At 70.1% G+C, this 25,016-nt stretch carries 24 protein-coding genes; 6 read left to right on the forward strand and 18 right to left on the reverse strand.

What is annotated here, in order from left to right:
* Window position 1 precedes the first annotated feature (1 nt).
* Both C9F13_RS02395 and C9F13_RS02400 read right to left on the reverse strand, forming a co-directional pair.
* A complete protein-coding gene (locus C9F13_RS02395; protein WP_108444633.1) occupies window positions 2-2,026 on the reverse strand; it encodes a CocE/NonD family hydrolase in 2,025 nt (674 codons plus the stop codon).
* A 36-nt stretch (window positions 2,027-2,062) separates the two neighbouring features.
* Entirely contained in the window at window positions 2,063-3,367 is a 1,305-nt protein-coding gene (locus C9F13_RS02400) for an ATP-grasp domain-containing protein (protein WP_108444634.1), read from the reverse strand.
* A 266-nt stretch (window positions 3,368-3,633) separates the two neighbouring features.
* Here C9F13_RS02400 and C9F13_RS02405 point away from each other — a divergent pair, with 266 nt between their 5' ends.
* Complete coding sequence (locus C9F13_RS02405) at window positions 3,634-3,936, forward strand: winged helix-turn-helix domain-containing protein (protein WP_108444635.1); 303 nt, start codon at window positions 3,634-3,636, stop codon at window positions 3,934-3,936.
* 15 nt (window positions 3,937-3,951) lie between these two features.
* On the opposite strand, the gene C9F13_RS02410 is transcribed toward C9F13_RS02405, so the two are convergent.
* The 3 genes from C9F13_RS02410 to C9F13_RS17395 all read right to left on the reverse strand — a co-directional run bounded on the left by C9F13_RS02410 (window position 3,952) and on the right by C9F13_RS17395 (window position 5,812).
* Window positions 3,952-4,314, reverse strand: a complete 363-nt coding sequence (locus C9F13_RS02410) for a hypothetical protein (protein WP_108444636.1) — start codon at window positions 4,312-4,314, stop codon at window positions 3,952-3,954.
* Between the two features lie 102 nt (window positions 4,315-4,416).
* Window positions 4,417-4,815: a GFA family protein gene (locus tag C9F13_RS02415; RefSeq protein ID WP_108444637.1), complete on the reverse strand. Its 399-nt coding sequence runs from the start codon at window positions 4,813-4,815 to the stop codon at window positions 4,417-4,419.
* 151 nt (window positions 4,816-4,966) lie between these two features.
* Entirely contained in the window at window positions 4,967-5,812 is an 846-nt protein-coding gene (locus C9F13_RS17395) for a hypothetical protein (protein ID WP_157955150.1), read from the reverse strand.
* A gap of 239 nt (window positions 5,813-6,051) precedes the next feature.
* Between C9F13_RS17395 and C9F13_RS02420 the strand changes: the two genes are divergently transcribed.
* Window positions 6,052-6,528, forward strand: coding sequence for a nucleoside deaminase (locus C9F13_RS02420; RefSeq protein WP_108444638.1), 477 nt, complete (start codon window positions 6,052-6,054; stop codon window positions 6,526-6,528).
* Window positions 6,529-6,591: 63 nt separating this feature from the next.
* Here the strand turns inward: C9F13_RS02420 and C9F13_RS02425 are convergent, their stop codons facing one another.
* Genes C9F13_RS02425 through C9F13_RS02435 form a run of 3 tightly spaced genes read right to left on the reverse strand, consistent with a single transcriptional unit; the run spans window position 6,592 to window position 9,475 of the window.
* Window positions 6,592-7,776 carry a hypothetical protein gene (locus C9F13_RS02425; RefSeq protein WP_108444639.1) on the reverse strand — a complete coding sequence of 395 codons (1,185 nt, stop codon included), beginning with the start codon at window positions 7,774-7,776 and terminating at the stop codon, window positions 6,592-6,594.
* Window positions 7,773-8,621: a hypothetical protein gene (locus C9F13_RS02430; protein WP_108444640.1), complete on the reverse strand. Its 849-nt coding sequence runs from the start codon at window positions 8,619-8,621 to the stop codon at window positions 7,773-7,775. Before C9F13_RS02430 ends, C9F13_RS02425 begins: the two co-directional genes overlap by 4 nt.
* A complete protein-coding gene (locus C9F13_RS02435; protein WP_108444641.1) occupies window positions 8,621-9,475 on the reverse strand; it encodes an HTH domain-containing protein in 855 nt (284 codons plus the stop codon). The genes C9F13_RS02430 and C9F13_RS02435 overlap by 1 nt, the downstream gene beginning before the upstream one ends.
* Window positions 9,476-9,742: 267 nt before the next feature.
* On the opposite strand from C9F13_RS02435, the gene C9F13_RS02440 reads away from it, so the two are divergent.
* Window positions 9,743-10,315 carry a tetratricopeptide repeat protein gene (locus C9F13_RS02440; RefSeq protein WP_108444642.1) on the forward strand — a complete coding sequence of 191 codons (573 nt, stop codon included), beginning with the start codon at window positions 9,743-9,745 and terminating at the stop codon, window positions 10,313-10,315.
* Between the two features lie 50 nt (window positions 10,316-10,365).
* On the opposite strand, the gene C9F13_RS02445 is transcribed toward C9F13_RS02440, so the two are convergent.
* From C9F13_RS02445 to C9F13_RS02465, 5 genes are all read right to left on the reverse strand, one after another.
* Entirely contained in the window at window positions 10,366-11,331 is a 966-nt protein-coding gene (locus C9F13_RS02445; protein ID WP_108444643.1) for a zinc-binding metallopeptidase family protein, read from the reverse strand.
* A 222-nt stretch (window positions 11,332-11,553) separates the two neighbouring features.
* Window positions 11,554-13,365 carry an acyl-CoA dehydrogenase C-terminal domain-containing protein gene (locus C9F13_RS02450; protein ID WP_108444644.1) on the reverse strand — a complete coding sequence of 604 codons (1,812 nt, stop codon included), beginning with the start codon at window positions 13,363-13,365 and terminating at the stop codon, window positions 11,554-11,556.
* A gap of 230 nt (window positions 13,366-13,595) precedes the next feature.
* Entirely contained in the window at window positions 13,596-14,363 is a 768-nt protein-coding gene (locus C9F13_RS02455) for an SDR family NAD(P)-dependent oxidoreductase (protein ID WP_108444645.1), read from the reverse strand.
* 16 nt (window positions 14,364-14,379) lie between these two features.
* Complete coding sequence (locus C9F13_RS02460) at window positions 14,380-16,059, reverse strand: AMP-binding protein (RefSeq protein ID WP_108444646.1); 1,680 nt, start codon at window positions 16,057-16,059, stop codon at window positions 14,380-14,382.
* 252 nt (window positions 16,060-16,311) lie between these two features.
* The gene (locus tag C9F13_RS02465; RefSeq protein WP_108444647.1) at window positions 16,312-16,881 is read right to left on the reverse strand and encodes a TetR/AcrR family transcriptional regulator; all 570 of its coding nucleotides are present in this window, start codon (window positions 16,879-16,881) and stop codon (window positions 16,312-16,314) included.
* A 192-nt stretch (window positions 16,882-17,073) separates the two neighbouring features.
* Between C9F13_RS02465 and C9F13_RS02470 the strand changes: the two genes are divergently transcribed.
* Window positions 17,074-18,261: an acetyl-CoA C-acyltransferase gene (locus C9F13_RS02470; RefSeq protein ID WP_108444648.1), complete on the forward strand. Its 1,188-nt coding sequence runs from the start codon at window positions 17,074-17,076 to the stop codon at window positions 18,259-18,261.
* Between the two features lie 91 nt (window positions 18,262-18,352).
* Here C9F13_RS02470 and C9F13_RS02475 read toward each other — a convergent pair whose 3' ends face one another.
* Together C9F13_RS02475 and C9F13_RS02480 are read right to left on the reverse strand one after the other, a co-directional pair.
* Window positions 18,353-19,156 carry an ABC transporter permease gene (locus C9F13_RS02475; RefSeq protein WP_108444649.1) on the reverse strand — a complete coding sequence of 268 codons (804 nt, stop codon included), beginning with the start codon at window positions 19,154-19,156 and terminating at the stop codon, window positions 18,353-18,355.
* Window positions 19,147-19,761 (reverse strand): ABC transporter ATP-binding protein, encoded by a 615-nt coding sequence (locus C9F13_RS02480; protein WP_108445323.1) that lies wholly within the window; start codon window positions 19,759-19,761, stop codon window positions 19,147-19,149. The genes C9F13_RS02475 and C9F13_RS02480 overlap by 10 nt, the downstream gene beginning before the upstream one ends.
* Before the next feature lie 182 nt (window positions 19,762-19,943).
* Between C9F13_RS02480 and arsB the strand changes: the two genes are divergently transcribed.
* Entirely contained in the window at window positions 19,944-21,020 is a 1,077-nt protein-coding gene (arsB, locus tag C9F13_RS02485) for an ACR3 family arsenite efflux transporter (RefSeq protein ID WP_245888683.1), read from the forward strand.
* A 27-nt stretch (window positions 21,021-21,047) separates the two neighbouring features.
* Here the strand turns inward: arsB and C9F13_RS02490 are convergent, their stop codons facing one another.
* The gene (locus C9F13_RS02490) at window positions 21,048-21,398 is read right to left on the reverse strand and encodes a metalloregulator ArsR/SmtB family transcription factor (RefSeq protein ID WP_108444650.1); all 351 of its coding nucleotides are present in this window, start codon (window positions 21,396-21,398) and stop codon (window positions 21,048-21,050) included.
* A gap of 97 nt (window positions 21,399-21,495) precedes the next feature.
* Between C9F13_RS02490 and C9F13_RS02495 the strand changes: the two genes are divergently transcribed.
* Complete coding sequence (locus C9F13_RS02495) at window positions 21,496-22,698, forward strand: MFS transporter (protein ID WP_108444651.1); 1,203 nt, start codon at window positions 21,496-21,498, stop codon at window positions 22,696-22,698.
* An 18-nt stretch (window positions 22,699-22,716) separates the two neighbouring features.
* On the opposite strand, the gene arsJ is transcribed toward C9F13_RS02495, so the two are convergent.
* Both arsJ and C9F13_RS02505 read right to left on the reverse strand, forming a co-directional pair.
* Window positions 22,717-23,952 carry an organoarsenical effux MFS transporter ArsJ gene (gene arsJ / locus C9F13_RS02500; RefSeq protein WP_108444652.1) on the reverse strand — a complete coding sequence of 412 codons (1,236 nt, stop codon included), beginning with the start codon at window positions 23,950-23,952 and terminating at the stop codon, window positions 22,717-22,719.
* Window positions 23,945-24,988, reverse strand: coding sequence for an ArsJ-associated glyceraldehyde-3-phosphate dehydrogenase (locus C9F13_RS02505; protein ID WP_108444653.1), 1,044 nt, complete (start codon window positions 24,986-24,988; stop codon window positions 23,945-23,947). The genes arsJ and C9F13_RS02505 overlap by 8 nt, the downstream gene beginning before the upstream one ends.
* Window positions 24,989-25,016 lie beyond the last annotated feature (28 nt).

Consider the following 25,016-nt stretch of genomic DNA (forward strand, 5'->3'; position numbering starts at 1 on the left):
CTCACACCAGCCGGCGCGGCAGGCGCAGGTCCCAGCTGCGGCAGAAGACCCGGGTCTCGCCCTCGTAGGCGTCCAGGGTGGCGTGCAGCCGGAAGGTCTCGGCATCCGAGGTGAGGCGCGTGTGCGTCACGGTGCGTACCGCCCAGTCGCCCCGGGCGAGCGAGCGCTCCCAGTGGGTCGTGCCCTCCAGGGAGTCGACGTCGTCGTCGCGGCAGGCGTAGGTCTCCACCGCCCGGGTCGCCACCTCGATCCCGGAGTCCTCGAGGCGGATCCGGCCGTTGTCGTTGACCACCTCGAGGATCGACAGGTCCTCGGCGAGGTCGCGATGCACGTACCAGTTGTGATGGCCGGGCTCGAGGTGGGTGGTCTCGATGCTCGCCGCCGCCTCGGGGGCGGCGAAGGGGGCCAGCCGGCTGTCCTCCTCGCGGGGCGGACGCACCGGCAGGTGCAGCGCGCAGCCGCGATCGAAGAGCGTCAGGCGCACCAACGCCGGCGGCGCCCAGGCCAGCGGCCAGTAGGAGGTAGAGAGCGACAGCCGCAGCCGGTGGCCCTGGGGGAACACCTGGGCCACGTCGTTGAGCTGCAGCCTCACCCGGTAGCGGCGGCCCGGCTCCAGCGGGCTCGGTTCGGCGTGGCTCTCGCGGTGGGTCAGGTTGAGCAGGCCGTAGGTGACCCGGGTGGCCTTGTCGTCGGGGGCCACGTCGCACAGGCGCGCCGCCACCATGGCCACCGGCCGGTCGGCGGCAAGCTCCAGCTCCACCACCGCCGCCCCCATCACCTCCAGCGGCGCCGTGAGGGGCGGGCTGTCGAAGGTCAGGGCGCCGCCGTCCTCCTGGCGCTGGTCGTGGGCCAGGTCCGGGCCGGCGGCATAGGAGCACCACTTGCCGGCGAAAAGCCCGCAGGTCAGCGGCGACTGCAGGGTCAGCACGCCCTCCTCCTCGCTGGGGCGTCCGTCGAGGTGCAGCCGGTCGGGCGAGAGCGGCAGCTTGACCTGCATGATGTTGGGCGAGGGCCAGCAGGGCTCCGCGACCCAGCGCCCCGGCCGGCAGCCATAGCGCGTGGTCGGCGGCATGCTGTCCTGCATCCACACCTTGAGCGCCGGCTGCTCCTGCACCCCCGTGTCGCGCCCCTTGAGCCACTGGTCCCACCAGCGCAGGCACTCCTGCAGAAAGCCGATGGCCGGCCCCGGCTCGCCCAGGTGCGGGTACTTGTGGCTCCAGGGGCCGATCAGCCCCTGGCAGCGGTCGGGCAGGTTCGCCACCAAGCGCTTGACGGCGTTGGAGTAGCCGTCCGACCAGCCGCTGACCGCCAGCACCGGCACCTGCACCCGGGAGAAGTCCTCGCAGATCGAACCGTGGCGCCAGTAGGCGTCGCGGTGCGGGTGCTCGAGCCAGGTGGCGAGCCATAGCCCGCTGCCCTCCAGGCGCCGATGCCACATCGCCCGCCACGCCTCGCCGACCACGCTCGGGTCCGGCGGCAGGGAATTGTAGGCGAACATGGTCGAGGCCCAGGAGAGGTTGTCCCCCAGCAGGCAGCCGCCCATGTAGTGGACGTCGTCGGCATAGCGGTCGTCGGTGGAACAGACGCTAACCACCGCGCCGAGCTCGGGGGGCTGGCGGGCCGCCAGCTGCAGGCCGTTGAAGCCGCCCCAGGAGATGCCGATCATGCCGACCCGGCCGTCGCACCAGGGCTGGGCGGCCAGCCAGCGCAGGATCGCCTCGCCGTCGAGGAGCTCCTGTTCCAGGTACTCGTCGGTGAGCACCCCCCCGGAGTCGCCGCTGCCGCGGATATCGACGCGAATCGAGGCATAGCCGTGGCCGGCGAAGTAGTGGTGGTGCTGGGCGTCACGTCGCGCCGAGCCATCGCGCAGCCGGTAGGGAATGTACTCGAGGATGGCAGGCACCGGCCGCGCGTCGGCGCCCACCGGCAGCCAGAGCCGCCCGCACAGCGAGACGCCGTCGTCCATGGGGATCCACACCGGATCGTGGCACTCCACGCGGTAGGGAAAGTCGGTGACGATACGCATGGCCTCCTCCTCTGCTGATGGCCCGGCGACGACGGCTCAGCCCCCCTCCTCGTCCGCCAGCGGCGCGATCGTAAAGGGCAGCATCCGGCGACACTGCGCGATGCGCGCGTCCAGCGCCTCGCGATCCTCGGCCCCGGTGAAGAGCACCCCCAGCTCCCAGGAGAAGGAGTCCTGGTGCCGGAGCTCCGAGAGCCGCATGCCCGGGGCCACGTTGAGCTGCACCAGGGTGCCCGGGAACGCCGCCTCGACGCGGCGGATCTCCGCCTCGCTCGGCACCCGCTCGACCCGGCCATCCTCGAAGACCCGCAGCATCTGCTTGGCGGCCACGCCGTAGGGGCCCTCGCGATGGGGCATGCGCGGGGCGATGCCCAGTCCCACGTCCACCATCACCTGGAAGTGCGGCGCGCCGTCGACCAGCTGGAAGAGCGCCGCGTGGGAGCGCGAGAGGCGCGCATTGACCTCGAGCAGCCAGAGCCGGTCGCTCTGCTCGTCGTGGAAGTACTCGATGTTGAAGGGCCCGTCATCAAAGCCGATCCGGGCGATGAAGCGTCGGGTGAGCTCGAGCATGCGCTGCTGGAGCGCCTCGGGCAGCGAGGAGGGGTACTCATAGCGCAGCAGCACGGAGGAGTGCTCGGCGTCGCGCAGGCTGTCGACGATACCCTCCAGGTGCACCTCCCCGCCCTGCACGTAGCCCTCCAGGGTGACCTGACGCCCGTCCGAGATGATCGCCTCGGCGATGCAGTGATGGCCGGTGACCGCCGCCACCTCGTCGGGCAGCGCGACACGCGCGCAGACCTCATCGAAGGGCCGGCCGAAGCGCCCGATGCCCTCACGAATGGCCGGCAGCACCTCGCGCAGCTGGTCGGTGCTCTCGACCCGGAATCCGAGGTGCGAGGAGTGCGCCTTGATCGGCTTGAGCCAGAACGGATAGTCGATCTGCACCGACTCGACGGCCCGGGGATCGAAGGGGTCCAGCGCCTGGAAGGCCGGCACGCACTCCGGCACCGAGCGCGCCTGCTCCAGCCGGCTCCAGTACTTGTGCTCGCACTTGAGCACGGCATCGAGCGACGGGCCGGGCAGGCCCCGGGCCTGACGCAACACGGGCAGGAGCCCGCTGGTCGGAAAGTCCCAGTAGCCGACGATGGCATCCACCGGTCCCTCGAAGCGCTCGAGCTCCGCCAGCGCCTCGTCCACCAGGCGATCGAAGGGGTACTCCTCGGCGTGCACCACCTGCTCGAGGGTCAGCAGCGGATGAAAGGCATACTCCTCGGCGTGACGAAGGTGCGGCAGCAGGCGTTGCGACAGCTGATCCTGGCCGACGATGAAGACGTTCCAGCGCATGGGGATTCCTCCAGACAGGCCATCCCATGGCAGCGGACCCGACGTCTCGTCCCATCCTCCAGCATGGCAAGCGATCCGCGACTCTGCCTCCGGGATATGCGCCGCCCGCGCGCGCCAGGCCCAGAGGAGACAGAAGGGGCTGGCGAGGGGGCAGACATGGTGCCGGGGAGGACGAAGCCGCTAGACTGCAGGCAGCGAGGCGCGGCGCGCCGCGGCGTGCCGCTCGCCCGAGCCCGACTCCCGTCAAGCCGTCAAGGATGCCCCGCATGACCCTGAGCAAGACCCGCACCAGCTTCTATCGTCGCCTCTACGTCGCCCACCTGGTGGCCAGCGGTGCCGCCAGCGTGCCGGCCATCATGGAGGCCACCGGCATGCCCCGTCGGACCGCCCAGGACACCCTCGCCGCCCTGGCCGAGCTGGACATGGTCTGCGAGTTCGAGCACCTGCCGGGCGAGCGCCACAACATCGGCGCCTACGTGATTCGCGACTGGGGGCCCATCGACCCGACCTGGGTGGCCAACCACGCCGAGCGACTGCGCCAGGCCCTGGGCTATCCGCCACGGCATTGAGGCCACGCCCCGTCATCAGCCGTTGCCCGTTGAGGGGAAGCGATAGCCGAGGGCTTCCAGGGGCGCCCGTGAGGGGGCCGCCGGCGGCGCGGCATCCTGCTCGTCATCCGCCGCCCCGGGCAGCGCCATCACGCCGGCCTCGCCGTGCTCGACGCCCACCACCTCGCCGCAGCGGCGACACGACAGGCTCACCCCGCCCGACGCCGCCTCGCGAGAGGCGAGCTCATCGACGCCCTCCCCGACCTGCACCGCCTCCAGCGGCCAGAGGGTGACGGGCTCGCCCGCCGGGTCCACGGCGCCGCCGAGGGGCGACCCGCAGGCCAGCAGGCAGACCGCGCCGCAATCGCAGGCCAATCGCTGATAGAGACCGTTGCTCATCGTGCCCTCCTCGATCGATGGATAGCGCCTGGCGACAGGCGCCTCGAGTGTGGCAGCACCGCTCGCATCGGCCCAGCCCGGTTCGGCATGTGACTCGGGCCCTCAGGCCCTGCCCGGCGGCCACTCCGGGTGGGCGGGCACGCCCTCGGCAGAGAGCCAGTCGACATCGTGCGACGTCCAGATATGCGCCTGGGGCCCGACGCCGGGGTCGTCGTCCAGCGTCGCGACCCGCACGATGACGTGCGCCTGATGGGCCCGCTCCGCGACGAGGTGCGTGCCACACACCGAGCAGAAGTGCCGCAGCTTTCCGGGGCTCGATTCGAAGCTCGAGAGCCGGTCTTCTCCGGCGAGCCAACGGAATTGTGACCTCTCGACCCCGGCGGTCGGCACGAAGGGCGCCGCATGCGCCTTACGACAGGTGCGGCAGTGACAGAACGTGATCGGTCCATCCAGTGCCGTTACCTCGTAGGCTATCGCCCCGCACAAGCAGCTTCCTTTCATGACCGACTCCTATAAATCACCACCTCTTCAAGACAAAAAGTACGCCACAAGCTGGCGAGTGAAGCCATACTAGCAGCATTGAGACTTACAACCCCATCTTCCCTACGCAACATCAACAACCATGCTTTGGAGTTCCACTTGTAGCGACTTATTACTTTTTCCCATAGCCGGGCAAAAGCGCGGGCTTTGATACCAAAGGTGAGTCACCGTCTTCAGCCCCGCAATCGCTAGGGGGCATGCTGAGATTTACTATTGTTTGCGCTTCGGGAGGATTCTCACTCTCTGGCGATAAAGCATCAAACACTTCATTCCCTATCTGAAGCTGACCGACCACAATGGTTGTCACAATGGCCAAATTACCCATCACACCCCAAAACCTCTTACCCACATCAGTTTCACGAGTACGAGTACAAATATCAGGATTTCTGGCCGTCGCGCCTATTAGCCGCTCGACTTCTGCTTCTAGGGGACGAATCCCAAGAATTTTGTATTCCTCTATAGCATTTTTCACTAGATAGAGATGTTCAAAGATAAACTCTCTTAGGTCTAGAGGAAGCTCAGCTTCTTTCAGCCTGTCGAGAAGCGCATTTACTTCCTCCAAAAGACTCTTCAAAGATTCTGGCTCAGCGACCTTTTCCGGACGATTCCGGCTCAACAAATCATCACACACTTCAAGACCAAAAATCGTTTCGGCATTGAATCTTTCGATGAACTGTTTCCACTGAATTTGCAGACTCAGTACTGAAAAAGATGTCTCTACGCTGGACAGCCATTTCAAGTGAAGTTGGTGGTTAATGTTCTCAAGCTGCCCGACTTCAGACTTGATAGCTGCAGGCAAAGCCATGACGTGTCCGACACGGGACATTAAAAGGCTCTTGTCGCCTATTGGTACATCAAGGATTGCAGCCCAAGCACTAGCAGCTTGCTGATCTTTCTTCTGTTTCTGGCCCTCTTGAATGATATTGAGTAGCCGACTTGCTGGATTGTTTTCACTCATAGGCTTCAATCACGCACAAAATAATAGGTATTAGATAGCGTGCCGCATATCAACTTGAACGATCACGCACGTTTAACAATGCTATAAACCGGCACTCATTGAATCGCTAACAGCTAATCAGCCTACGTCAGTCGGCTGGGGAGCGCCATCAGTGAAACGTCGCGGCCCACCCCTCATGAAAACGCCCCCGGCGAGTCGTATCATGAGAAGGCACGCCACATTCAAAGGAGGGAACGACGATGATCAGCGAGACCGACAAGCAGCACCTCGAGCGCTGCGTGGAGCTGGCCGAGGAGGCCCTGGAGGCCGGCGACGAGCCCTTCGGCTCGGTGCTGGTGAGCGGCGACGGCGCGGTGCTGGTCGAGGACCACAACCACGTGGCCGGCGGCGATGCCACCCAGCATCCGGAGTTCTTCCTGGCCCGCTGGGCCGCGGAGAACCTGCCGCCCGAGGAGCGCGCCCGGGCCACCGTCTACACCTCGGGCGAGCACTGCCCGATGTGCGCGGCCGCCCACGGCTGGGTGGGGCTGGGGCGCATCGTCTACGCCAGCTCCTCCGAGCAGCTCGGCGGCTGGCTCAAGGAGATGGGCGTCGCCCCGCCGCCCGTGAACACCCTGCCGATCCAGGAGATCGTGCCGAGCGCGACGGTCGAGGGGCCGGTGCCGGAGCTCGCCGAGCGGGTCCACGCCCTGCATCGCCGCCTGCACGGGGTCTGAGCCACTGCCCCACCCCGGCGCCGCGCCGCGTTGAGCAAAGTGTCGTGGCTCAGGCGCCGGGGATCAGACGTCAGACCCCGCCGTGAGGCCGAGCCGATCGAGGATGCGATAGGCCTCGGGACGCGCTTCGCCGGCTGCCGGTTCGCTTTCCCCGGCAGGCGCCTCCAGCCCCGCCGCCAGTCGCTCGGCGGCGGCCGACACGGTGAGACCGAGCGCACCCGCGGTGTCGCGGCGGGCCTCCGCGATGCCCTCAAACAGCCGGGCCTCGAGGGCCGGGCGCTCACGCGCCTCCTGCAGTTTCAGCAGGGCGAACTCGCCGCCGACGAGCCCGGCGAGCCCCGCGGCGGTGGTCGCCGCGCCGACCATCAGGGCGCCGGGGCCTGCGGGCGCCGTCACCGCCGCCGCCGCCCCGCCACTGGCCAGCGAGCGCGCGGCCCCGGCGCCCAGTCGCGTCGCCAGCGCGCGCAGCGCCACCCGACCGCCCTGCCCCACGGCCCCTGCCGCCAGCCTGCGCGCCAGGGGCCGCCCGACCATCAGCCCGATGCCGCTGCCGCCCAGCGCGGCCGCCTGCCAGCGGCGGGCGTCCAGCGTGGTCAGCAGCGCCTCGTCCATCCGGCCATCCAGATCAATGGTTGGTGGCGCCACCACCGGCGTCTTCGCGCCAGAAACACTTCGCGGGGCGTAGCGTTCGAGCAGCGTGGCACTCATCGCCTCCATCAGCGCCTGTTGCTCGCGGGCGAGCCGCGCCGCATGCGCCGCCTGGAGGTCGACCAGGGCCGCCTCGATGCGACTCGCCTCGATCAGCCGCCGCTGGCGCTGGGTCTCGAGCCAGGCGGCCTGGTCGCCCGCCAGCCCCATCGCCAGTCGCAGGTAGCTGCCGCCCAGGGAGAAGTACCAGTCGAGATAGCCCGGCACCGCCGCCTCGAGCGGCGCGAAGGCCTGCGCCAGGCGGGCCTCGGTCCAGGGCGCCATGCGGGCGGCCAGCGTCGCCTCGGCCTCGGCGGCGAGCCTCTCGAGATCGCGGGAGAAGGCGGCATGGGCCTCGGCCTCCAGGGTCAGCGACTCGCCCGCGACGATTACCCGGTAGAGCGGCGCCTGGCTGCGCGTCTCGAGAACGCGATGGCCGGCCTCGAGCGCCGCCAGCAGCAGGAGCACCACCAGGGCCGAGAGCGCCCAGCCGCGCCAGCGGGAGGCGCGCGTCGGGGTGCGTTCGGCCGACGGGGTCACGGCCTCGCCGCTCACGCTCACGGTCGCGTCTCCCGATCGGTGGCCGGCGCCGGCTCGTCCGACGCCCCCCTGCGGGGCGAGCGGCCCTCGCGGCGCAGCGCCTCGGCGCCCACCAGCAGGCGAACGTAGGCCCAGGCGACGGCGCCCTGTGTAAGCAGCAGCACCAGCCAGCCCAGCACCGCCACCGGCGTGGCGAGGTGCAAGCGCTCCACGGCGTTCTGCATGGCCCACTGGCGGGTGAGCTCGGCGCTGGCGGCCAGCCGCTCGAAGAGGCCGAGCAGCCTGCCGCCCTCGCCGGCCGCCAGGTGGCGGGTGATTGCCTCCTCCCAGCCGAGCCCGACCAGCCACGGCTGGGGCAGCCAGAGCGCCGCCAGCACCATCGCCAGGGCCAGCAGCGCGGCGATGGGCGCCACCAGCAGGCGACGGGTCACCGCCGGCAGGTGCTCGGCCACGACATGGCGCGATAGCCGGCGCCGCAGCCGGTGCCTGGCCAGCACCAGCGCGGGCAGCGCGGCCAGCAGCAGCGGCCACTCCGCCAGGGAGAGCAGGCGCAGGTCGACCAGCAGCACCAGGGCGAGCAGCGCGCCGACGAGCTGGTGGCGCAGCACCATCAGCGCCCCGCCCTCGAGCCAGCGCCGCCAGGGGGAGTCGTCGCGCAGGTACTGGCCGAGCCAGGCCCGCCGCCGCAGCCGGGCGGCCTCGAGGCTGCCGGCCACGATCAGCTGGGTGGCCACCACCCAGACCGGCAGGAAGAGCGCGCCGGCCCAGTCGTCGCTCGAGAACGACCAGACCAGCAGCACCAGCGCCGCCAGGGCCAGGTGGCCGTGGCGGCGCAGCGGCCCGCTGATCGTCCCGCGCCCCGCCATCAGGCCAGCGGCGAGAGGGCCTGCTCGACGAACGCCTCGCAGCGGGCGCGCGCCGGCCGGTCCCTCAGGCCCGCCCAGTAGGCCTCGAACTCGGGCCGCCGCGGCACGGTGCCGAAGTGCATGCCCCAGCCGAGGTGAGAACCAACGTAGACGTCCGCCGCGCTGAAGCGATCGCCGGCGATGTAGCGACGCCCGGCGACCGCGGCGGAGAGGGTGTCGAGCACCGACCAGACGTCGCCGCAGCCGAGCTGCACCTGCTGCTCGGGCGTGGGCTGCACGCCCAGCAGGCCGAGCCCCAGGGCGGCCTCCAGCGGCCCGGCGGCAAAGAACAGCCAGCGGTAGTAGTCGGCCCGCTCGGCGGGCGGCGGCGCCAGCCCGGCCTCGGGAAAGGCATCGGCAAGGTAGGCGCAGATCGCGGCGGCCTCGGTGACCACCGCGTCGCCGTGGCGGATCGCCGGCACCTTGCCCATGGGGTTGAGCGCCAGGTAGTCGGGCGACTTCATCGTGGTGCCGTAGTCGAGCACCACGGTGCGGTAGGAGACCCCGAGCTCCTCGAGCATCCAGTGGACGATGCCGCCCCGGGAGAGCGGATTGGTGTAGAAGATCAGCTCACCCGACGCCCGCGGGGCAGGGTCGGCCAGTGACGCAGGAGGCAGCGCGATGTCGGGCGGCAGCACATAGCCCTGGCCAGCCTCGTTGACGACCTCGACCCCCACCGCCCGCAGCGTGGCGATGTCCTGATAAAGGGTCCTCAGGGTGATGCCCAACAGCTCGGCAAGCTCGGGTCCGCCGATCGGGTCCGTGCGGTGGCGCAACACCCGGATCAGGGCTTGCAGGCGGATCGTGCGGGACATGGCTGGCTCCTTGCGTGCCTGGCACGCGTCGCTCTCGTTTGACGGCGGGGCATCTTGCCGTCGCCGGTCGTTCGGGTGGATTCTGGTCTGCCATGCGCCTCGCGGCAACGGCCACACAGTAGTGAGTGTGGCGCCATCATGCCTTCACCAGGAGGGCCAGCGCCAGATGCCCCGGTCCAGAAAGCGCAGGCCCTCGGGGTTGCACTAGAATGCCGGGAGGCGAAGGGCACGGGGCCCCGCGCCGGGCCGGTTTCCCGAGGGGGCGCCATGAACATGCGACGTGCACTGTGGGTCTTCTCGACCACGCTCATCCTCGTCGGCTGTGCCGCCAGCCCCTACGGCACCCCGCCGGATACCTCGGATCCGTGGGAACTGGTCCATTCCGCAAGGGCCTGGCTGGAGAAGGGTCGACCCCGGGGCGCCCTCCCCAGTCTTCATCAGGCACAACGAGAGCTGGAAGGTCTCGATCCAGAGGAACGTGAATACCGACACCTCGAGGCGGCGATCTTGAACGAGTACGGGCGGGTCTATGAGATGACCAGCAACCTGGACGAGGCGGAGCTGGCCCTGCGGGAAGCCGGCAGGATCAGTGACACGATTCCCGAGATCCGCCCTTTGGCGTTCGACATCCACTACAACCTGTCCACGGTGCTCGAGCGTCAGGAGAGGCCCGGGGAGAGCTGCGCGTCTCTGCGTCGGGCCCATGCCACGATCATCGATCTGGGCGAGAACCCGTCACCGCCACCAGAGGGCTATGGTGGCCATCGCCAGGCGTTCATCGACCAGACCGTGATGCCCAGGATCGAGGCGCGCGCAGACCGCATCGACTGTCGGCTCTGAAGAAACGGCGGGCCAGGACACCGTGTCATGTGCCGGGTCCTGGGCCCGACTCACCGCCCCTGGGCACCTCGACGCAGCCAGTCATGCACGAAGACCAGCTTGCGGCGGGCGATGTCCGACAACACGAAGGGGTAGAGATCGGAGAGTCCCATGGAGCGGTTGACGTGGTTGACCCCCGCCACCAGCGTGGCCGCGACATGGATCAGACGCTCGGCGTCTGGCTCCACGTAGGGATCCCAGGAGGCGTTCGGCAGTTCCGGCGAGGAGAGGCCCGCCGCGACGAAGCTGTCGGTGATATCGGTCAGGTGCAACAGGTGGGCGGCGGTCTCGGCCCAGTCCTCATGGGGATGCGCGGAGGCATAGGAGGTCAGGAAGCTCATCCGCCAGCCCGGCAGCGGGCCGTTATGGTAATGGCGCTGGAGCGCGGCGGGATAATCCGCCCGCTCATCGCCGAACATCTCCCGGAAGGCCGCCAGGAAATCCTCCCGCAGGCTGAGACGCCACCAGAGCATATGCGCGATCTCATGACGCATGTGGCCGATCATGGTGCGGTAGGGCTCTTCCAGGGCCTCTCGACGGGTGATGCTCAGGACCGGGTCTGCCTCGGCCACGCTGATCGTCACCACACCCCCGACGTGGCCCATGGGCACCGGCGTCGGGCCCTCGGCCAGCATGTGAAACACGGGGCGAGCGCCGGGATCCTCGGGGCGGAACCAGTGCCAGCGGCCAAGGTTGTCGAGCACCCAGCGCTTGGCCGCCTCGGTCTGCGCCCAGTTGGGCATGGCATTGGGAAGGGAGGGATCCGGTGCCAGCGCGGTCATCGCACAGGACCGGCAGAAGGCGCCCTGCTCGGGGGCGATCCAGTTGCAGCCGATCACCTCGCGGTTGGCACAGAAGGGCGGCATGGGCAGGAAGGTCCTGGCCTGCGGGTCATAGGCCACGGGCGTCCCGTCGGCGGTGGCCAGGTTGTCGAACCAGATGGATCCGGCACCGACCGGGTTGGCAAAGACACGCATGAGGCAGGGGCTCCGTGGGCACGACGGGCCAGGTGGCACGACGCAATGCCATTCCATCCTGCTCCTTACGGGGTCCCCGATCAACCGTCCGGAGGGTGACGCCCGGCAGGACCCGAAAACGCCGCCTGGGAGGTGACGAGGGACGGCGGGGGCCCTCCCTCGTCACCTCCATAGTCGGCTTCGTAGCGAGAGCGTGCCCGCCGGTCGGTCATGCCGAGGGCATCAGATCTCGAAGCCCAGGCCGAAGTCCTCGGCGCCGATCGCCATCAGCGTCTCGCCCCCCGCCTCGATGGCGGCCTTGTGGGCGCGGGTACGCGGCAGCAGGCGCTGGTAGTAGAAGCGCGCGGTATCGAGCTTGGCGCGGTAGAAGGCGGCCTCGTCCCCGCCCTCGGCCAGGGCGGCGCGGGCCTGCCGGGCGGCCCGGGCGAAGAGGTAGGCCAGGGTCACGTAGCCCGCGTACATCAGGTAGTCGACGCTGGCCGCGCCGACCTCCTCGCGGTCGCTCATGGCCTTCATGCCCACGCCCATCGTCAGCTCGCCCCACTCCCGGTTCAGCTTGGCCAGCGGGCGCACGAACTCGGCGAGCTCGGCGTTGCCCTCCTCGGCCTGGCAGAACTGGTGGATCTCCTTGGTGAAGACCTTGAGGGTCTCGCCCTGGCTCATCAGCACCTTGCGGCCGAGCAGGTCGAGGGCCTGGATGCCGGTGGTGCCCTCGTAGAGGCGGGTGATGCGCGCGTCGCGCACCAGCTGCTCCATGCCCCACTCCTGGATGAAGCCGTGGCCGCCGAAGACCTGCACCCCCTCGTTGGTGGCCTCGAAGCCGACCTCGGTGAGGAAGGCCTTGACGATGGGCGTCAGCAGGCCGAGCAGGGTCTCGGCGCGTTCCTTCTCCGCGGCGTCGGTTCCGTGCTCGACCAGGTCGATCATCTGCGCGGTATAGAGCACCAGCATCCGGCCGCCCTCGGCGAAGGCCTTCTGGGTCAGCAGCATGCGGCGAACGTCCGGGTGGACGATGATCGGGTCGGCGGGCTTCTCCGGGGCCTTGGGACCGGCCAGCGCACGCATCTGCAGGCGGTCGCGGGCGTAGGCCAGGGCGTTCTGGAAGCTCGCCTCGGTGAGGCCGAGCCCCTGGATGCCCACGCCGATGCGCGCGGCGTTCATCATGGTGAACATGCAGGCCAGGCCCTTGTGGGGCGCGCCCACCAGGAAGCCGCGGGCGGCATCGAAGTTCATCACGCAGGTGGCGTTGCCATGGATGCCCATCTTGTGCTCCAGCGAGCCGCAGGTGACGCCGTTGCGCTCCCCGGGGTTGCCGTCACCGTCGGGCAGGAACTTGGGCACCACGAACAGCGAGATGCCCTTGGAGCCCGCCGGGGCGTCCGGCAGCTTGGCCAGCACCAGGTGGACGATGTTCTCGGCCAGGTCGTGCTCGCCGGCGGAGATGAAGATCTTGGTGCCGGTGATCGCATGGCTGCCGTCGTCATGGGGCACGGCGCGGGTCTTGATCAGCCCCAGGTCGGTGCCGCAGTGGGGCTCAGTCAGGCACATGGTGCCGGTCCAGGTGCCCTCGACCAGCTTGGTCAGGTAGGTGGCCTTCTGCGCCTCGCTGCCGTGGTGGCGCAGGGCGTCGGCGGCGCCGTGGGAGAGCCCCGGGTACATGCCCCAGGCCAGGTTGGTGGCGCAGATCATCTCGTTGAGCGCCATGCCGAGGGAGGCCGGCAGGCCCTGGCCGCCGTGCTCCGCCTCGGCGGCGAGCCCCGGCCAGCCGCCCTCCACGTACTGGGCGTATGCCTGCTTGAAGCCCTTCGGCGCCTTCACCTCGCCGCCCTCCAGCCGGCAGCCCTCGCGGTCGCCGCTCTGGTTCAGCGGCAGCAGCACCTCGCGGGCGAAGCGCGCGCCCTCCTCCAGGATGGCGTCCACCACGTCGGGGGTGGCGTCCTCGCCGCCCGGCAGGCGCGCATAGTGGGCCGGGTAGTCGAGCATCTCGTCCATCACGAAGCGCAGGTCGCGCAGGGGGGCCTGGTAGTCGGGCATCTCGTCTCTCCTGGATATCGGGCGCAAGCAGCGGCGGCGACCGCTTTCAAACATGTGTTTGAAAATATCCATCCGCCACCCATGAGTCAAGCGTTCGTTTTAAAGCCCGCACACTGGAGGATGGCCGTATGCCATCGCCGGCCCCAAAGAGAACACCCCCGCAGCCGGGCTGCGGGGGTGTGCCTCTTCACGCTTCGAGCCTGCGGTTCACGGCTTCCGGCGAAGCCGGATCACTGCATGCGGATGCCGCCGTCCAGGCGGATCACCTCGCCGTTGAGCATGGGGTTGGTGACAATCTGCTCGGCCAGGCGGGCGAACTCCGCGGGCTTGCCGAGCCGCTTGGGGAAGGGCACGGCGGCGGCCAGGGCCTGGGCGGCCTCGTCGGGGATCTCGCTCATCATCGGCGTCTCGAAGACCCCGGGGGCGATGGCCATCACCCGCACGCCGTGGCGCGAGAGCTCACGGGCCGCCGGCAGGCTCATGCCCACCACCCCGGCCTTGGAGGCGCTGTAGGCGCACTGCCCCACCTGGCCGTCGAAGGCGGCGACGGAGGCGGTGTTGATGATCACCCCGCGCTCGCCGTCCTCGCCGGGGGCGTTCTTCGCCATGGCGGCCGCGGCCAGGCGCATGACGTTGAAGGTGCCCACCAGGTTGATCTGGATCGTGCGGTTGTAGGCCTCGAGATCGGCGGGGTTGCCCTCGCGGTCGACCAGCTTGCCCACGCTCACCACACCGGCGCAGTGCACCACCCCGGCGAGGCCACGCCCCTCGGAGAGGGCCACGGCGGCGTCGACCGCCGCCTGGATGTCGTCGCCGGAGGTGACGTCGCCGCGCACCGCGCGGGCGGCCTCGCCCAGCGTCTCGGCATGGGCCTCGACCGCGTCGCTCAGGTCGCAGAGCACCACCCGGCCGCCCCCGGCGACCAGGCGTTCGGCGGTGGCCGCGCCAAGCCCGGAGGCGGCGCCGGTGATCAGGAAGGTGTTGTCCTTCACGTTCATGCAGGGTTCCTCGATGTCAGGTAACGGATGCACCGCCCGCCTTCTCGGAGGCGTCGGCGCGCAGTTTGAAGCGCTGAATCTTGCCGCTGGGGGTCTTGGGCAGCACGTCGACGAACTCGATGACCCGCGGGAAGGCGTGGGTCGAGAGCCGCTCGCGCACCTGCTGGCGGATCTCGTCGGCCAGCGTATCGCTCGCTTCAAACCCCTCGCGCAGCACCACGTAGGACTTGATGATCTCGCCGCGGATCTCGTCGGGCTGGCCCACGGCGGCGGACTCGGCGACCGCCGGGTGGGTCATCACGCTGTTCTCCACGTCGGTCGGGCCGACCCGGTAGCCGGCGGTGGTGATGATGTCGTCATCGCGGCCGGCGAACTGGAAGGTGCCGTCCTCGTTCCGGATCACCACGTCGCCGGTGAGGTAGTAGCCCTCGGCGAAGGGGTGCTTCTCCTGCCAGGTATAGCCGGCGAAGAAGTGTGCCGGCGAGTTCTCGATGTCCACGGCCAGCACGCCGGGCTCCCCCGCCGGCAGCTCGTTGTACTCGGCATCGAGGATCGCCAGGCGATAGCCGGGCAGCGGCACGCCCATGCCGCCGACGTGCTTGGGGTGCTCCAGGGCATGGTGGTTGTTGCAGGTCATGCCGGTCTCGGTCTGGCCGTAGTGGTCCATCACCGGGCAGCCCAGGGAGCGCTCCACCCAGGTCACCACCTCGGTGTTGAGCGGCTCGCCGGCGGAGCTCGCCGCGCGCAGCTCGAGGGTCGCGTGGGCATCGTCGAAGAGCCCCGAGGCCTTCATCAGCCGATAGGCGGTCGGCGCCGCGGCGAAGTTGGTGATGCGGTGGCGCTTCATGAAGGCGAGCGCCCCCTCGGCGCTGAAGCCCGCCTCGCAGAAGTGGGTGGTCACGCCCAGCAGCAGCGGGCCGGCGATGGCGTAGTAGAGGCCGTAGGCCCAGCCCGGGTCGGCCATGTTCCAGAAGCGGTCGCTGTCGCGCAGGTCGACGGCGAGCTCCATGTAGAGCGCGAAGGCCGGCATGGCGGAGAGCGGCACCGCCACGCCCTTGGGCTTGCCGACGGTGCCGGAGGTGAACATCTGCAGGAAGGGCGCCTCGCGGGGCAGGCGCGGCGGCGCGGCCTCGAGGGGCGCATGGGCCAGCGCCTCGGCCCAGTCGCGGTCGTCGGCGTGCGTGGCGTCGGGGCCGCCCACGGCGAGCACCGGCGGGCACTGGGTCAGGTCGTCGAACTTGAAACGGTTGGCGTGATCGGTGATCACGAGCTTGGTATCGGCCCGGCCCAGGCGGTAGTCCACGGCATCCGGACCGAAGGCGGTGAAGAGCGGCTGGTAGACCGCGCCGATGCGCCAGGTGGCCACCACCGCCACCAGCAGCTGCGGCGTGCGCGGCAGCATGCAGGCGATGCGATCTCCCTCGCCCAGCCCCTGGGCGACGAACCAGCCGGCGAGGCGCACGCTCTGGGCTTCCAGCTCGGCGTAGCTCAGGGTGGTGACCTCGCCCTGGGCGTCCTCGTGGATCAGCGCCGCCACCTCGCCCCGGCCGGCGCGCACGTGGCGCCCGCAGCAGGACTCGAAGGCGTTGGCACGGCCGTCGCGATGGTCGTCGAGGCGCGCGATGACGTCGTCGATGGAGAAGGACTCGAGATAGGTCGCGTAGTCGGTCAAGGATGGCGCGGGTTGGGTGCTCATGGTCTGCCCTCTGGCGGCTTGTGATTGTTGTAGCGGCAAACGGTGACGACCATGAGACTGGCCGGTCGCTGGCGCGAAGACGCCCTCTTCCGATTGCCAAGCAGTTAACGTAAGCGTAAACCTAGCAAGCGCTCGGTACACGCTAGTGGCAACCGGGGAAGGGGGCAACCCCTGAGCGACGAGAAGGGACTAGACGATGGTCGAGCACCGCGGGCCGGCGGCCCGCGCGGGGAGAATTGCAGGGAGGGAGGATCAGGCGGGGCGCCGGGTGATCATGGCGACCAGCTCATGGGCCAGGTCGTCCGGCGAGCGCGACCCGGCGGGGTCGTACCAGCGCACCGTCCAGTTCAGCGCGCCCATCACGAAGCGCGAGACCAGGAAGCGGTCGCCGTGGATCAGGCCGGCGTCCAGGGCCTCGTCGATCACCGCCTCCCAGAGCGCCTCGTAGGCATCGCGCAGGTGGCTCAGGTGATCGCGGGCCTCGGGGTCGAGGCGGCGCCACTCGTAGAGGGCGACCACGTGGGCGTTGCGGTCGGTGAGCAGGGTCTCCAGGTGCGCCCGGGCCATCGCCTGCAACCGCGCCTCGGGCGTGTGGTCACACGACTCGAGGGCCGCCCGGGCGATGGCCAGGGCGTTCTGGGTCCCCGCCTCGATCACCGCCGCGAGGATCTCCTGCTTGTCGCGGAAATGGTGGAAGAGGCTGCCGGACTTGATCCCCATCTCCTGGGCGAGCATGCGCACGGTCGTACGATCGAAGCCCTCCTGGACGAACAACTGGGCGGCCTGGCGGGTCAATTCCTTGCGGCGCGGGGAGTCATTCATTACATTCATTGGGATTTACACTAGCGCTTGCTTGGTTGACCCTGAGAAGACCACAGGCCCGACGCCGGGTCAACGCGCGGCCATCGCCCGAACGGCACGCCCTGACTTTTCGGACAACACCCAGCGACACGCCCCAACAACGACAACCTTCATCCTGTCCGGCCCACGCCGGAACACCCCGGGAGCCATGCCATGAGCCAGTCCAACGATATCGTCTTCCTCTCCGCCACCCGCACGCCCATGGGAGGCATGCTCGGCAGCCTCTCCAGCCTCACCGCCCCCGAGCTCGGGGCCACGGCCATCCGCGCCGCCATCGAGCGCGCCGGCATCGAGGCCGCCGCCATCGACGAGGGCATCATGGGCTGCGTGCTGCCCGCCGGCGTCAAGCAGGGCCCGGCCCGCCAGGCCATGCGCCAGGCCGGCATCCCCGACGCCAGCGGCGCCACCACCATCAACAAGCTGTGCGGCTCGGGCATGAAGGCCGCCATGCTGGCCCACGACCTGATCCGCGCCGGCAGCGGCGAGGTGATGCTGGCCGGGGGCATGGAGTCCATGTCCAACGCGCCCCACGTGCTCACCAAGGCCCGCGCCGGCTACCGCCTGGGCCACGGCGAGCTGAAGGACCACATGTTCCTGGACGGCCTCGAGGACGCCGAGACCGGCAAGCTGATGGGCGTCTTCGCCCAGGACGTCGCCAGCCAGCGCGACTACGGCCGCGAGCGCCTGGACGACTTCGCCATCGCCTCGCTGGAGCGCGCCATGGAGGCGACCAAGGCCGGCCACCTCGACGCCGAGATGGCGCCGGTCACCGTCACCAGCCGCCAGGGCGAGAGCGTGGTCGACCACGACGAGCAGCCCTTCCAGGCCAAGCTCGACAAGATTCGCGCCCTGCGGCCGGCCTTCGCCAAGGACGGCACCATCACCGCGGCCAACTCCAGCTCCATCTCCGACGGCGCCTCGGCGCTGATCCTGGCGAGCCAGGCGGCGGCCGATCGGCTCGGCGCCAAGCCCATCGCCCGGATGCTCGGCCACAGCACCCACTCGCGCCACCCGAGCGAGTTCACCATCGCCCCGGTGGGCGCCATCGACAAGCTGATGAAGAAGCTCGACTGGGGCGTCGACGACGTCGACCTGTTCGAGATCAACGAGGCCTTCGCGGTGGTCACCCTGATGGCCATGGACGACCTGGGCCTGCCCCACGAGAAGGTCAACGTCTTCGGCGGCGCCTGTGCCCAGGGCCACCCCATCGGCTCCACCGGCTCGCGGATCATCGCCACCCTGATCCACGCCCTGCGGGCCAAGGGTGGCAAGCGCGGCATCGCGAGCCTGTGCATCGGCGGCGGCGAGGCGACCGCGGTGGCCGTGGAGCTGATCGACTGAAGGAGCGCCGAGGCCCGACGCCCCAACGCCTAACCCGCCTGCCCTGATACGCGCCCGCCCCTCGGCGGGCGCGTTCGCTTGGCGGGTCCGCTCAGTCGCGGGGCGCCGAGAGCCGCTCCAGGCGCAGCCGCTCGCGGCCGTCGAACAGCCGCCGGCTGCCCGCCGCCACCGCCGCCAGGGTGCCGAAGCCGGTGCCCAGGGTGATGGTGAACATCACCAGTATCTGATACTTCACCGCCAGCGCCGGCGGGCTGCCGGCGAGTATCTGGCCGGTCATCATGCCCGGTAGGCTGACCACCCCGGCCGCGGCCATGGCGTTGATCATCGGCATCATGCCGCTTCTCATCGCCTCCCGGCGGATATCGCCGATCGCCTCCTGCCAGCGCTGGCCGAGCATCAGCCGGTTCTCGATCACCGCGCGCTGACGCCAGGCCGTGTCGGTGAGGCGGTCCAGCGCCAGGGCCACGCCGGTCATGGTGTTGCCGAGCATCATGCCAAGCAGCGGGATGGCGTACTGGGGCCGATACCAGGGCTCGGGGCCGATGATCACGGTGAGCGTCAGCACGGTGACGGTGAACGAGGAGAGAAACATCGCCACGGTGCCGATGCCGAAGGCCCAGCCGCCGCGCAGCCGCCGCGTCTGGCGGGCCGTCACCTCGCGCCCGGCGATCAGCAGCATGCCGAGCGCCATCAGCGCCACCCAGTGAAAGCGCGCCACCGAGAAGAGCGCCTCGAGCACCAGGCCGACCAGGCCGAGCTGGATCACCGTGCGCGCCGCGGCGACGAGCAGGCGGCGCCCCATCCCCAGGCGGGCGAGCACCGTGCAGCCGGCAAGCGCCACCACCATCAGGGCCGCCAGGGCCAGCTGCCACCAGGCCAGCGCGATCACGCCCATGCGCCCGCCTCCTCCAGCCGCCCCTCGACGATGCGCCGATGACGGTCCGCCACCCGAGCGATCTGCGCCGGGTCGTGGGCGACCCAGATCACCGGCCAGCCCCGCGCGCGGATCCGCGCGCAGAGCCACGCCTCGACCCGCCGGGCCGTGGCATCGTCCAGGTTGGCGGTGGGCTCGTCGAGCAGCAGCGCCGCGGGCTCGCGACTCAGCGCCCGGAGCAGCGCCAGGCGCTGCTTCTCGCCAGACGAGAGCCGCGCGACCTGCCAGTCGCATACCTCGGGGGAAAAGCCCAGGGCCTCGAGGTCGTCGCGCCGCGCCTCGGGCAGGTGCTCGCCGACGGTGTCGGCCCACCACTGGCTCTCCGCCGGCACCAGCATCACCCGGGCGCGCCAGGCGTGGCCGGCCAGCGAGGACTGGGCCGTCTCGCCGAGCCACGCCTCGCCGCCGTGGGGCTCCAGGTCGGCCACGGCGCGCAGCAGCCGGCTCTTGCCCGAGCCGCTGGTGCCGGAGAGGCAGAGAATCTCGCCGGGGGCAAGCGTCAGGCTGACGGGGGCGAGGTCGCCGACGCTCAGCCGGTCCAGGCGCAGGGCTTCGGTAGCGGGCATGCAGGCCTCCATGGCAGGGGTCCATGACCAGGGCGTCGAGGCGGCGGGGTCACGGGTCCCGCCGGGTGCCGGTGGCGCCGAGCATAGCAGCTCCCGGCCGCCCCGCCGGCGGGTCGATTGAAGATATATGGAACATCATATATCGTCGCGATATCCACCCTACCCCACCGGGAGCGCCGCCCATGAGCCATCACGCCACCACCGACGCCGCGACGACGACGGAGGGCATGGGGCTCTTCGAGCGCCTGCTCTCCCTATGGGTGGCGCTGGCCATCGTCGCCGGGGTGCTGCTCGGCCAGTTCGCCCCGGGGATTCCCGAGACCCTGTCGCGCTTCGAGGTGGCCCAGGTGTCGATTCCAGTGGCGATCCTGATCTGGGCGATGATCTTTCCCATGATGGCCCAGATCGACTTCGCCGCGGTGCTTGGGGTGCGCCGACAGCCGAAGGGCCTGCTCATCACCACCACCGTGAACTGGCTGATCAAGCCCTTCACGATGTTCGCCATCGCCTGGCTCTTTTTGATGGTGCTCTTCCGCCCCTGGCTGCCCGAGGCCGTGGCCAGCCAGTACCTAGCCGGCGCCATCCTGCTGGGTGCCGCGCCCTGCACCGCCATGGTCTTCGTGTGGAGCACCCTGACCCGCGGCGACGCCGCCTACACCCTGGTGCAGGTGTCGCTCAACGACCTGATCATGCTGTTCGCCTTCGCGCCCATCGTGGTGCTGCTGCTCGGCGTCTCCAACATTCAGGTCCCCTGGGACACCGTGGCGCTCTCGGTGGTGCTCTACATCGTCATCCCCCTGACCGCCGGCGTGCTGACCCGGCGCGCCCTGGTCGCCCGTCGCGGCCGCGACTGGTACGAGCAGACCTTCCTGCCGCGCCTGAGCCCCGCCACGCCGATCGGCCTGATCATCACCCTGGTGCTGCTGTTCGCCTTCCAGGGCGAGGTCATCCTCGAGGCGCCGCTGCACATCGTGCTGATCGCCGTGCCGCTGATCCTGCAGACCTTCCTGATCTTCTTCCTCGCCTACGGCTGGGCGAAGGCCTGGCGGGTACCCCACTGCGTAGCCGCCCCCGGGGCGATGATCGGCGCCAGCAACTTCTTCGAGCTGGCCGTGGCCGCCGCCATCGCGCTGTTCGGGCTGCAGTCGGGCGCGGCGCTGGCGACGGTGGTCGGCGTGCTGGTGGAAGTGCCGGTGATGCTCGCCCTGGTGCGCATCGCCAACGCCACCCGCGACCGCTTCCCGGCGGGGCCGGCCTGAGGGCGCGCCTGCCACGACACGCCGAGTTCAGCAGAGCGCGGCGCGGCGCTCCGGCCGCTGGCCCATGGCGTGGAGGCGCGCGCGCAGCGCCTCGAGCCGGGAAGCCTCGCCCTGGGCCGCCGCCTCCAGGGTGGCCATCACCCAGCCCGGCAGGCTAGCCTCGACCCCGTAGTAGACCCACTGGCCCTCGCGGCGATCGTCGAGCAGGCCGCACTGGCGCAGCTGCGCCAGGTGCCGCGACACCTTGGGTTGCGAGACCTCCAGCGCATGGGTCATCTCGCAGACGCAGAGCTCCTGCTCGCGCAGCACGAGCAGCGTCAGCATCAGGCGAGTCTCGTCGCCCAGGCACTTGAAGACACGGACCGGGTCCAGCGACATCGAGGGTTCCTCCAGGGAGTATCGACATGATTCTACGCGACGAGGGCCGGGGCGCGCAGCACGGCGCCGGGCAGTGCGAGCCGTCGGAGGGGAGCGCATGAGCCGCGTCCTGCAGCGCCATCCGCTCGCCGTCATCGTACTGGCCCAGCTCTGCGGCACCTCGCTGTGGTTCTCCGTCAACGGCGTGGGCCTCTCGCTGGCCCGGGACCTCGGCATCACCGAGGTCGACCTCGGCCGGCTGACGCTGGCCGTCCAGGCCGGCTTCATCCTCGGCACCCTCGCCATCGCCGCCAGCGGCCTGGCCGACCGCTTCCGGGCCAGCCGCATCTTCGCCGTCTCCTGCCTGCTCGGCGCGCTGATCAACGCGGGCTTCGTGCTGGCCGCCGAGCACACCGCCGCCGGCCTGCTGCTGCGCTTCGCCACCGGGCTGTGCCTGGCCGGCATCTACCCCCTGGGCATGAAGCTCGTCATCGGCTGGACGCCGACCCACAAGGGGGCGGCACTGGCCTGGCTGGTCGGCATGCTGACCCTGGGCACCGCCCTGCCCCACCTGCTGCGCGGCTCGACCCTGGGCCTGCCCTGGGCGTGGCCGCTGCTCGGCGCCTCGCTGCTGGCGCTGGCGGGCGGGGCGGCCATCCACCGCCTCGGCGACGGCCCACACCTGCCGCCCCCGGCCGGCCCCACCCGGCTGCGGGAGGGCCTCGCCGGCCTTCGCGCACCGCGCTTTCGCGCCGTGGCCGGCGGCTACTTCGGCCACTGCTGGGAGCTCTACGCACTGTGGATGCTCACGCCCTTCCTGGTGGCGCGCGAACTGGAGCGCCTGGCGGCGCCGGTGGACCTGGTGCCGTGGCTCTCGTTCGGCGTCATCGCCCTGGGGCTCGTGGGCTGCGTGGGCGGCGGGGAGCTGAGCCGCCGGCTGGGCAGCCTGTGGGTGGCCAGGCGGGCGCTGGCCGTCTCCGGGCTGACCTGCCTGGCCTACCCGCTGCTGGCCTGGGCGCCGCCCGGCCTGCTGCTCGCGCTGCTCGCCGTCTGGGGGCTCACGGTGATCGCCGACTCGCCCCAGTTCTCGGCCCTGGCCGCGGCCACCGCGCCCCACGCCCGGGTCGGCTCGACGCTGGCCGTGATGAACGCGGTGGGCTTCGCCCTGACCCTGCCGGCGATCTCGCTGACCTCGAGCCTGTGGGCCGCCCAGGGGCCCTGGGTGCTGTGGTGGCTGCTGCCGGGGCCGATCCTCGGGCTCTGGGCGCTGCGCAGGCTGATCGAGACCTCGCCCCGAGAGGCGCCGCGCGCCGGCTCCTGAACGGCCCCTGTACCGGCGTCAGCGCGGCGTCGCCTCCCGCGGCAGCGCCAGGGCCATCAGTGCGCTCCCCGCCACCAGCGCCGCCGAGACCCACAGGCAGGCCGCAAGCCCCTGGCTCTGGTAGATCCACCCGGAGAGCAGGGTCCCGGCGAGGCGGCCCATGGCGTTGGCCATGTAGTAGAAGCCCACGTCCATGGAGACGCCGTCGGCCCGGGCATAGTGGACGATCAGGTAGCTGTGCCAGCTGGAGTTGACGGCGAAGAGCACGCCGAAGGCGAGCAGCCCCGCCACCAGGGCGCCCACCTCGGCCAGGGGCAGCAGCGCCAGCGCCGCCGGCAGGCCGGCCAGCAGCAGCGCCAGCATCACGGTGACGCCCCGCGGGCTCGCGCCGAGCCGGGCGGTCAGCCGCGGGGCCTGGGTCTGCACCCCGCCGTAGCCGATGACCCAGAGGGCCAGCAGGCCGCCCACCGTCCAGTGGCTCCAGCCGTGCTGGTCATAGAGGAACACCGGCAGCGCCACCACGAACCAGACGTCCCGGGCGGCGAACAGGCAGAGCCTCGCCGCCGAGAGCACGTTGACGGCCCGCGACGCCGAGAACACCTCGGTGAACTTCGGCTTGCGCTTCTGGCGTCCCAGGTCGGCCTTGAGCCGGACCAGCGACAGGGCGAGCACGCCCGCCAGCATCACCGCCATGGCGATCACGGCGCCACGGAAGCCGACCAGGGTCAGCAGCGCCCCGCCCAGGAAGAAGCCGGCCCCCTTGAGGGCGTTCTTGGAGCCGGTGAGGATCGCCACCCAGCGGTAGAGCGCGGAGCCGGCGGTGGGGCTGTCGCTCGGCACCAGCACCTTCACCGCGCTCTTGGCGCTCATCTTGTTGAGGTCCTTGGCGATCCCCGAGAGCGCCTGGGCGGCCATCACCCAGGGCACGGTCAGCGCGGCCGCGGGCACCATCAGCATGGCAAGCGCCACGATCTGCAGGGCGAGGCCGGCGTTCATGGTGCGGTTGAGCCCCAGGCGCGCGCCCAGCCAGCCGCCCACCAGGTTGGTGATCACGCCGAAGGCCTCGTAGAAGAGGAACAGCAGCGCCACCTCCAGCGGCGAGTAGCCGAGCTGGTGGAAGTGCAGCACCACCAGCATGCGCAGGGCGCCGTCGGTGAGGGTGAAGGCCCAGTAGTTGCCGGTGATCAGCAGGTACTGGCGTACCTCGAAGGGCAGCGCCCTGATGCGCCCGGCGAGCCCGCCCGCCTCAGGCATGGCCCACCGGCTCCTTTCCCACCTTCAGGGCCAGCTCCACGGTGCGGTTGGCGTAGCCCCACTCGTTGTCGTACCAGGCGTAGAGCTTCACCTGGGTGCCGCTCACCACCAGGGTCGAGAGCGCATCGATGATGGCGCTGCGCGGGTCGGTGCGGTAGTCGATGGAGACCAGCGGGCGCGCCTCATAGCCCAGGATGCCCGCGAGCTCGCCCTCGGCGGCAGCTTCGAGCGCGGCATTGACCTCCTCCACCGTGGTCTCGCGCTCGAGCTCGAAGACCATGTCGGTGAGTGAGGCGTTGGCCAGCGGCACGCGAATGGCGTGGCCGTTCAGCTTGCCCTCGAGCTCCGGGAAGATGGCGGTGATCGCCTTGGCCGAGCCGGTGGTGGTGGGGATCAGGCTCATGCCGCAGGCGCGGGAACGGCGGAGGTCCGGCTTCTGTGGAGAGCTGGGCGCGTCGAGGATGGTCTGGGTGTTGGTGATGTCGTGCACCGTGGTCATCGAGCCGTGGCGGATGCCGAAGGTCTCGTGGATCACCTTGACCACCGGTGCCAGGCAGTTGGTGGTGCAGCTCGCCGCGGTGACGATGCGATGCACCTCGGGATCGAAGGCGTCGTCGTTGACGCCCATCACCACGTTGAGCACGCCCTCCTCCTTCACCGGCGCGCTGACCACCACCCGCTCGACGCCCTGGTCGAGATAGGCCTGAAGTGCCTCACGCGTCTTCATCTTGCCGGAGCACTCGAGGGCCACCCGGCAGCCGGACCAGTCGGCGGCAGCGAGGGTGTCGTGGCCGCTGAAGGCGATGCGTCGGCCGTCGATCACTAGGGCCTCCGCCTCGGCACGGATGCCCTCGCCCGGCGACCAGCGTCCATGCACTGAGTCGAACTCGAGCAGATGGGCGAAGGTGGCGGCGTCGCCGCCCGGGTCGTTGATGCAGACGAGTTCGGCCTCCCCGGCCGCGACGCGGGGCCAGAGGCTGCGCAGGGCGAGGCGGCCGATGCGGCCGAAGCCGTTGATGCCGATGCGAAGGGTCATGGTCTCTCCTGAGGGGCTCGGGCCGTGG

It is taken from the genome of Halomonas denitrificans (assembly GCF_003056305.1).
Lineage (GTDB): Bacteria > Pseudomonadota > Gammaproteobacteria > Pseudomonadales > Halomonadaceae > Halomonas > Halomonas denitrificans.

Excerpts from the sequence above, each read along its gene's own strand:
- C9F13_RS02410 (WP_108444636.1), bottom strand. The coding sequence starts at position 4,314 with ATGAGCAACGGTCTCTATCAGCGATTGGCCTGCGATTGCGGCGCGGTC.
- arsJ (WP_108444652.1), bottom strand. The coding sequence starts at position 23,952 with ATGCCTGAGGCGGGCGGGCTCGCCGGGCGCATCAGGGCGCTGCCCTTC.
- C9F13_RS02490 (WP_108444650.1), bottom strand. The coding sequence starts at position 21,398 with ATGTCGCTGGACCCGGTCCGTGTCTTCAAGTGCCTGGGCGACGAGACT.
- C9F13_RS02420 (WP_108444638.1), top strand. The coding sequence starts at position 6,052 with ATGATCAGCGAGACCGACAAGCAGCACCTCGAGCGCTGCGTGGAGCTG.
- C9F13_RS02430 (WP_108444640.1), bottom strand. The coding sequence starts at position 8,621 with ATGGCGGGGCGCGGGACGATCAGCGGGCCGCTGCGCCGCCACGGCCAC.
- arsB (WP_245888683.1), top strand. The coding sequence starts at position 19,944 with ATGAGCCATCACGCCACCACCGACGCCGCGACGACGACGGAGGGCATG.
- C9F13_RS02450 (WP_108444644.1), bottom strand. The coding sequence starts at position 13,365 with ATGCCCGACTACCAGGCCCCCCTGCGCGACCTGCGCTTCGTGATGGAC.
- C9F13_RS02405 (WP_108444635.1), top strand. The coding sequence starts at position 3,634 with ATGACCCTGAGCAAGACCCGCACCAGCTTCTATCGTCGCCTCTACGTC.
- C9F13_RS02445 (WP_108444643.1), bottom strand. The coding sequence starts at position 11,331 with ATGCGTGTCTTTGCCAACCCGGTCGGTGCCGGATCCATCTGGTTCGAC.
- C9F13_RS17395 (WP_157955150.1), bottom strand. The coding sequence starts at position 5,812 with ATGAGTGAAAACAATCCAGCAAGTCGGCTACTCAATATCATTCAAGAG.
- C9F13_RS02480 (WP_108445323.1), bottom strand. The coding sequence starts at position 19,761 with ATGCCCGCTACCGAAGCCCTGCGCCTGGACCGGCTGAGCGTCGGCGAC.
- C9F13_RS02455 (WP_108444645.1), bottom strand. The coding sequence starts at position 14,363 with ATGAACGTGAAGGACAACACCTTCCTGATCACCGGCGCCGCCTCCGGG.
- C9F13_RS02395 (WP_108444633.1), bottom strand. The coding sequence starts at position 2,026 with ATGCGTATCGTCACCGACTTTCCCTACCGCGTGGAGTGCCACGATCCG.
- C9F13_RS02505 (WP_108444653.1), bottom strand. The coding sequence starts at position 24,988 with ATGACCCTTCGCATCGGCATCAACGGCTTCGGCCGCATCGGCCGCCTC.
- C9F13_RS02495 (WP_108444651.1), top strand. The coding sequence starts at position 21,496 with ATGAGCCGCGTCCTGCAGCGCCATCCGCTCGCCGTCATCGTACTGGCC.
- C9F13_RS02415 (WP_108444637.1), bottom strand. The coding sequence starts at position 4,815 with ATGAAAGGAAGCTGCTTGTGCGGGGCGATAGCCTACGAGGTAACGGCA.
- C9F13_RS02460 (WP_108444646.1), bottom strand. The coding sequence starts at position 16,059 with ATGAGCACCCAACCCGCGCCATCCTTGACCGACTACGCGACCTATCTC.
- C9F13_RS02470 (WP_108444648.1), top strand. The coding sequence starts at position 17,074 with ATGAGCCAGTCCAACGATATCGTCTTCCTCTCCGCCACCCGCACGCCC.
- C9F13_RS02400 (WP_108444634.1), bottom strand. The coding sequence starts at position 3,367 with ATGCGCTGGAACGTCTTCATCGTCGGCCAGGATCAGCTGTCGCAACGC.
- C9F13_RS02475 (WP_108444649.1), bottom strand. The coding sequence starts at position 19,156 with ATGGGCGTGATCGCGCTGGCCTGGTGGCAGCTGGCCCTGGCGGCCCTG.
- C9F13_RS02465 (WP_108444647.1), bottom strand. The coding sequence starts at position 16,881 with ATGAATGACTCCCCGCGCCGCAAGGAATTGACCCGCCAGGCCGCCCAG.
- C9F13_RS02440 (WP_108444642.1), top strand. The coding sequence starts at position 9,743 with ATGAACATGCGACGTGCACTGTGGGTCTTCTCGACCACGCTCATCCTC.
- C9F13_RS02435 (WP_108444641.1), bottom strand. The coding sequence starts at position 9,475 with ATGTCCCGCACGATCCGCCTGCAAGCCCTGATCCGGGTGTTGCGCCAC.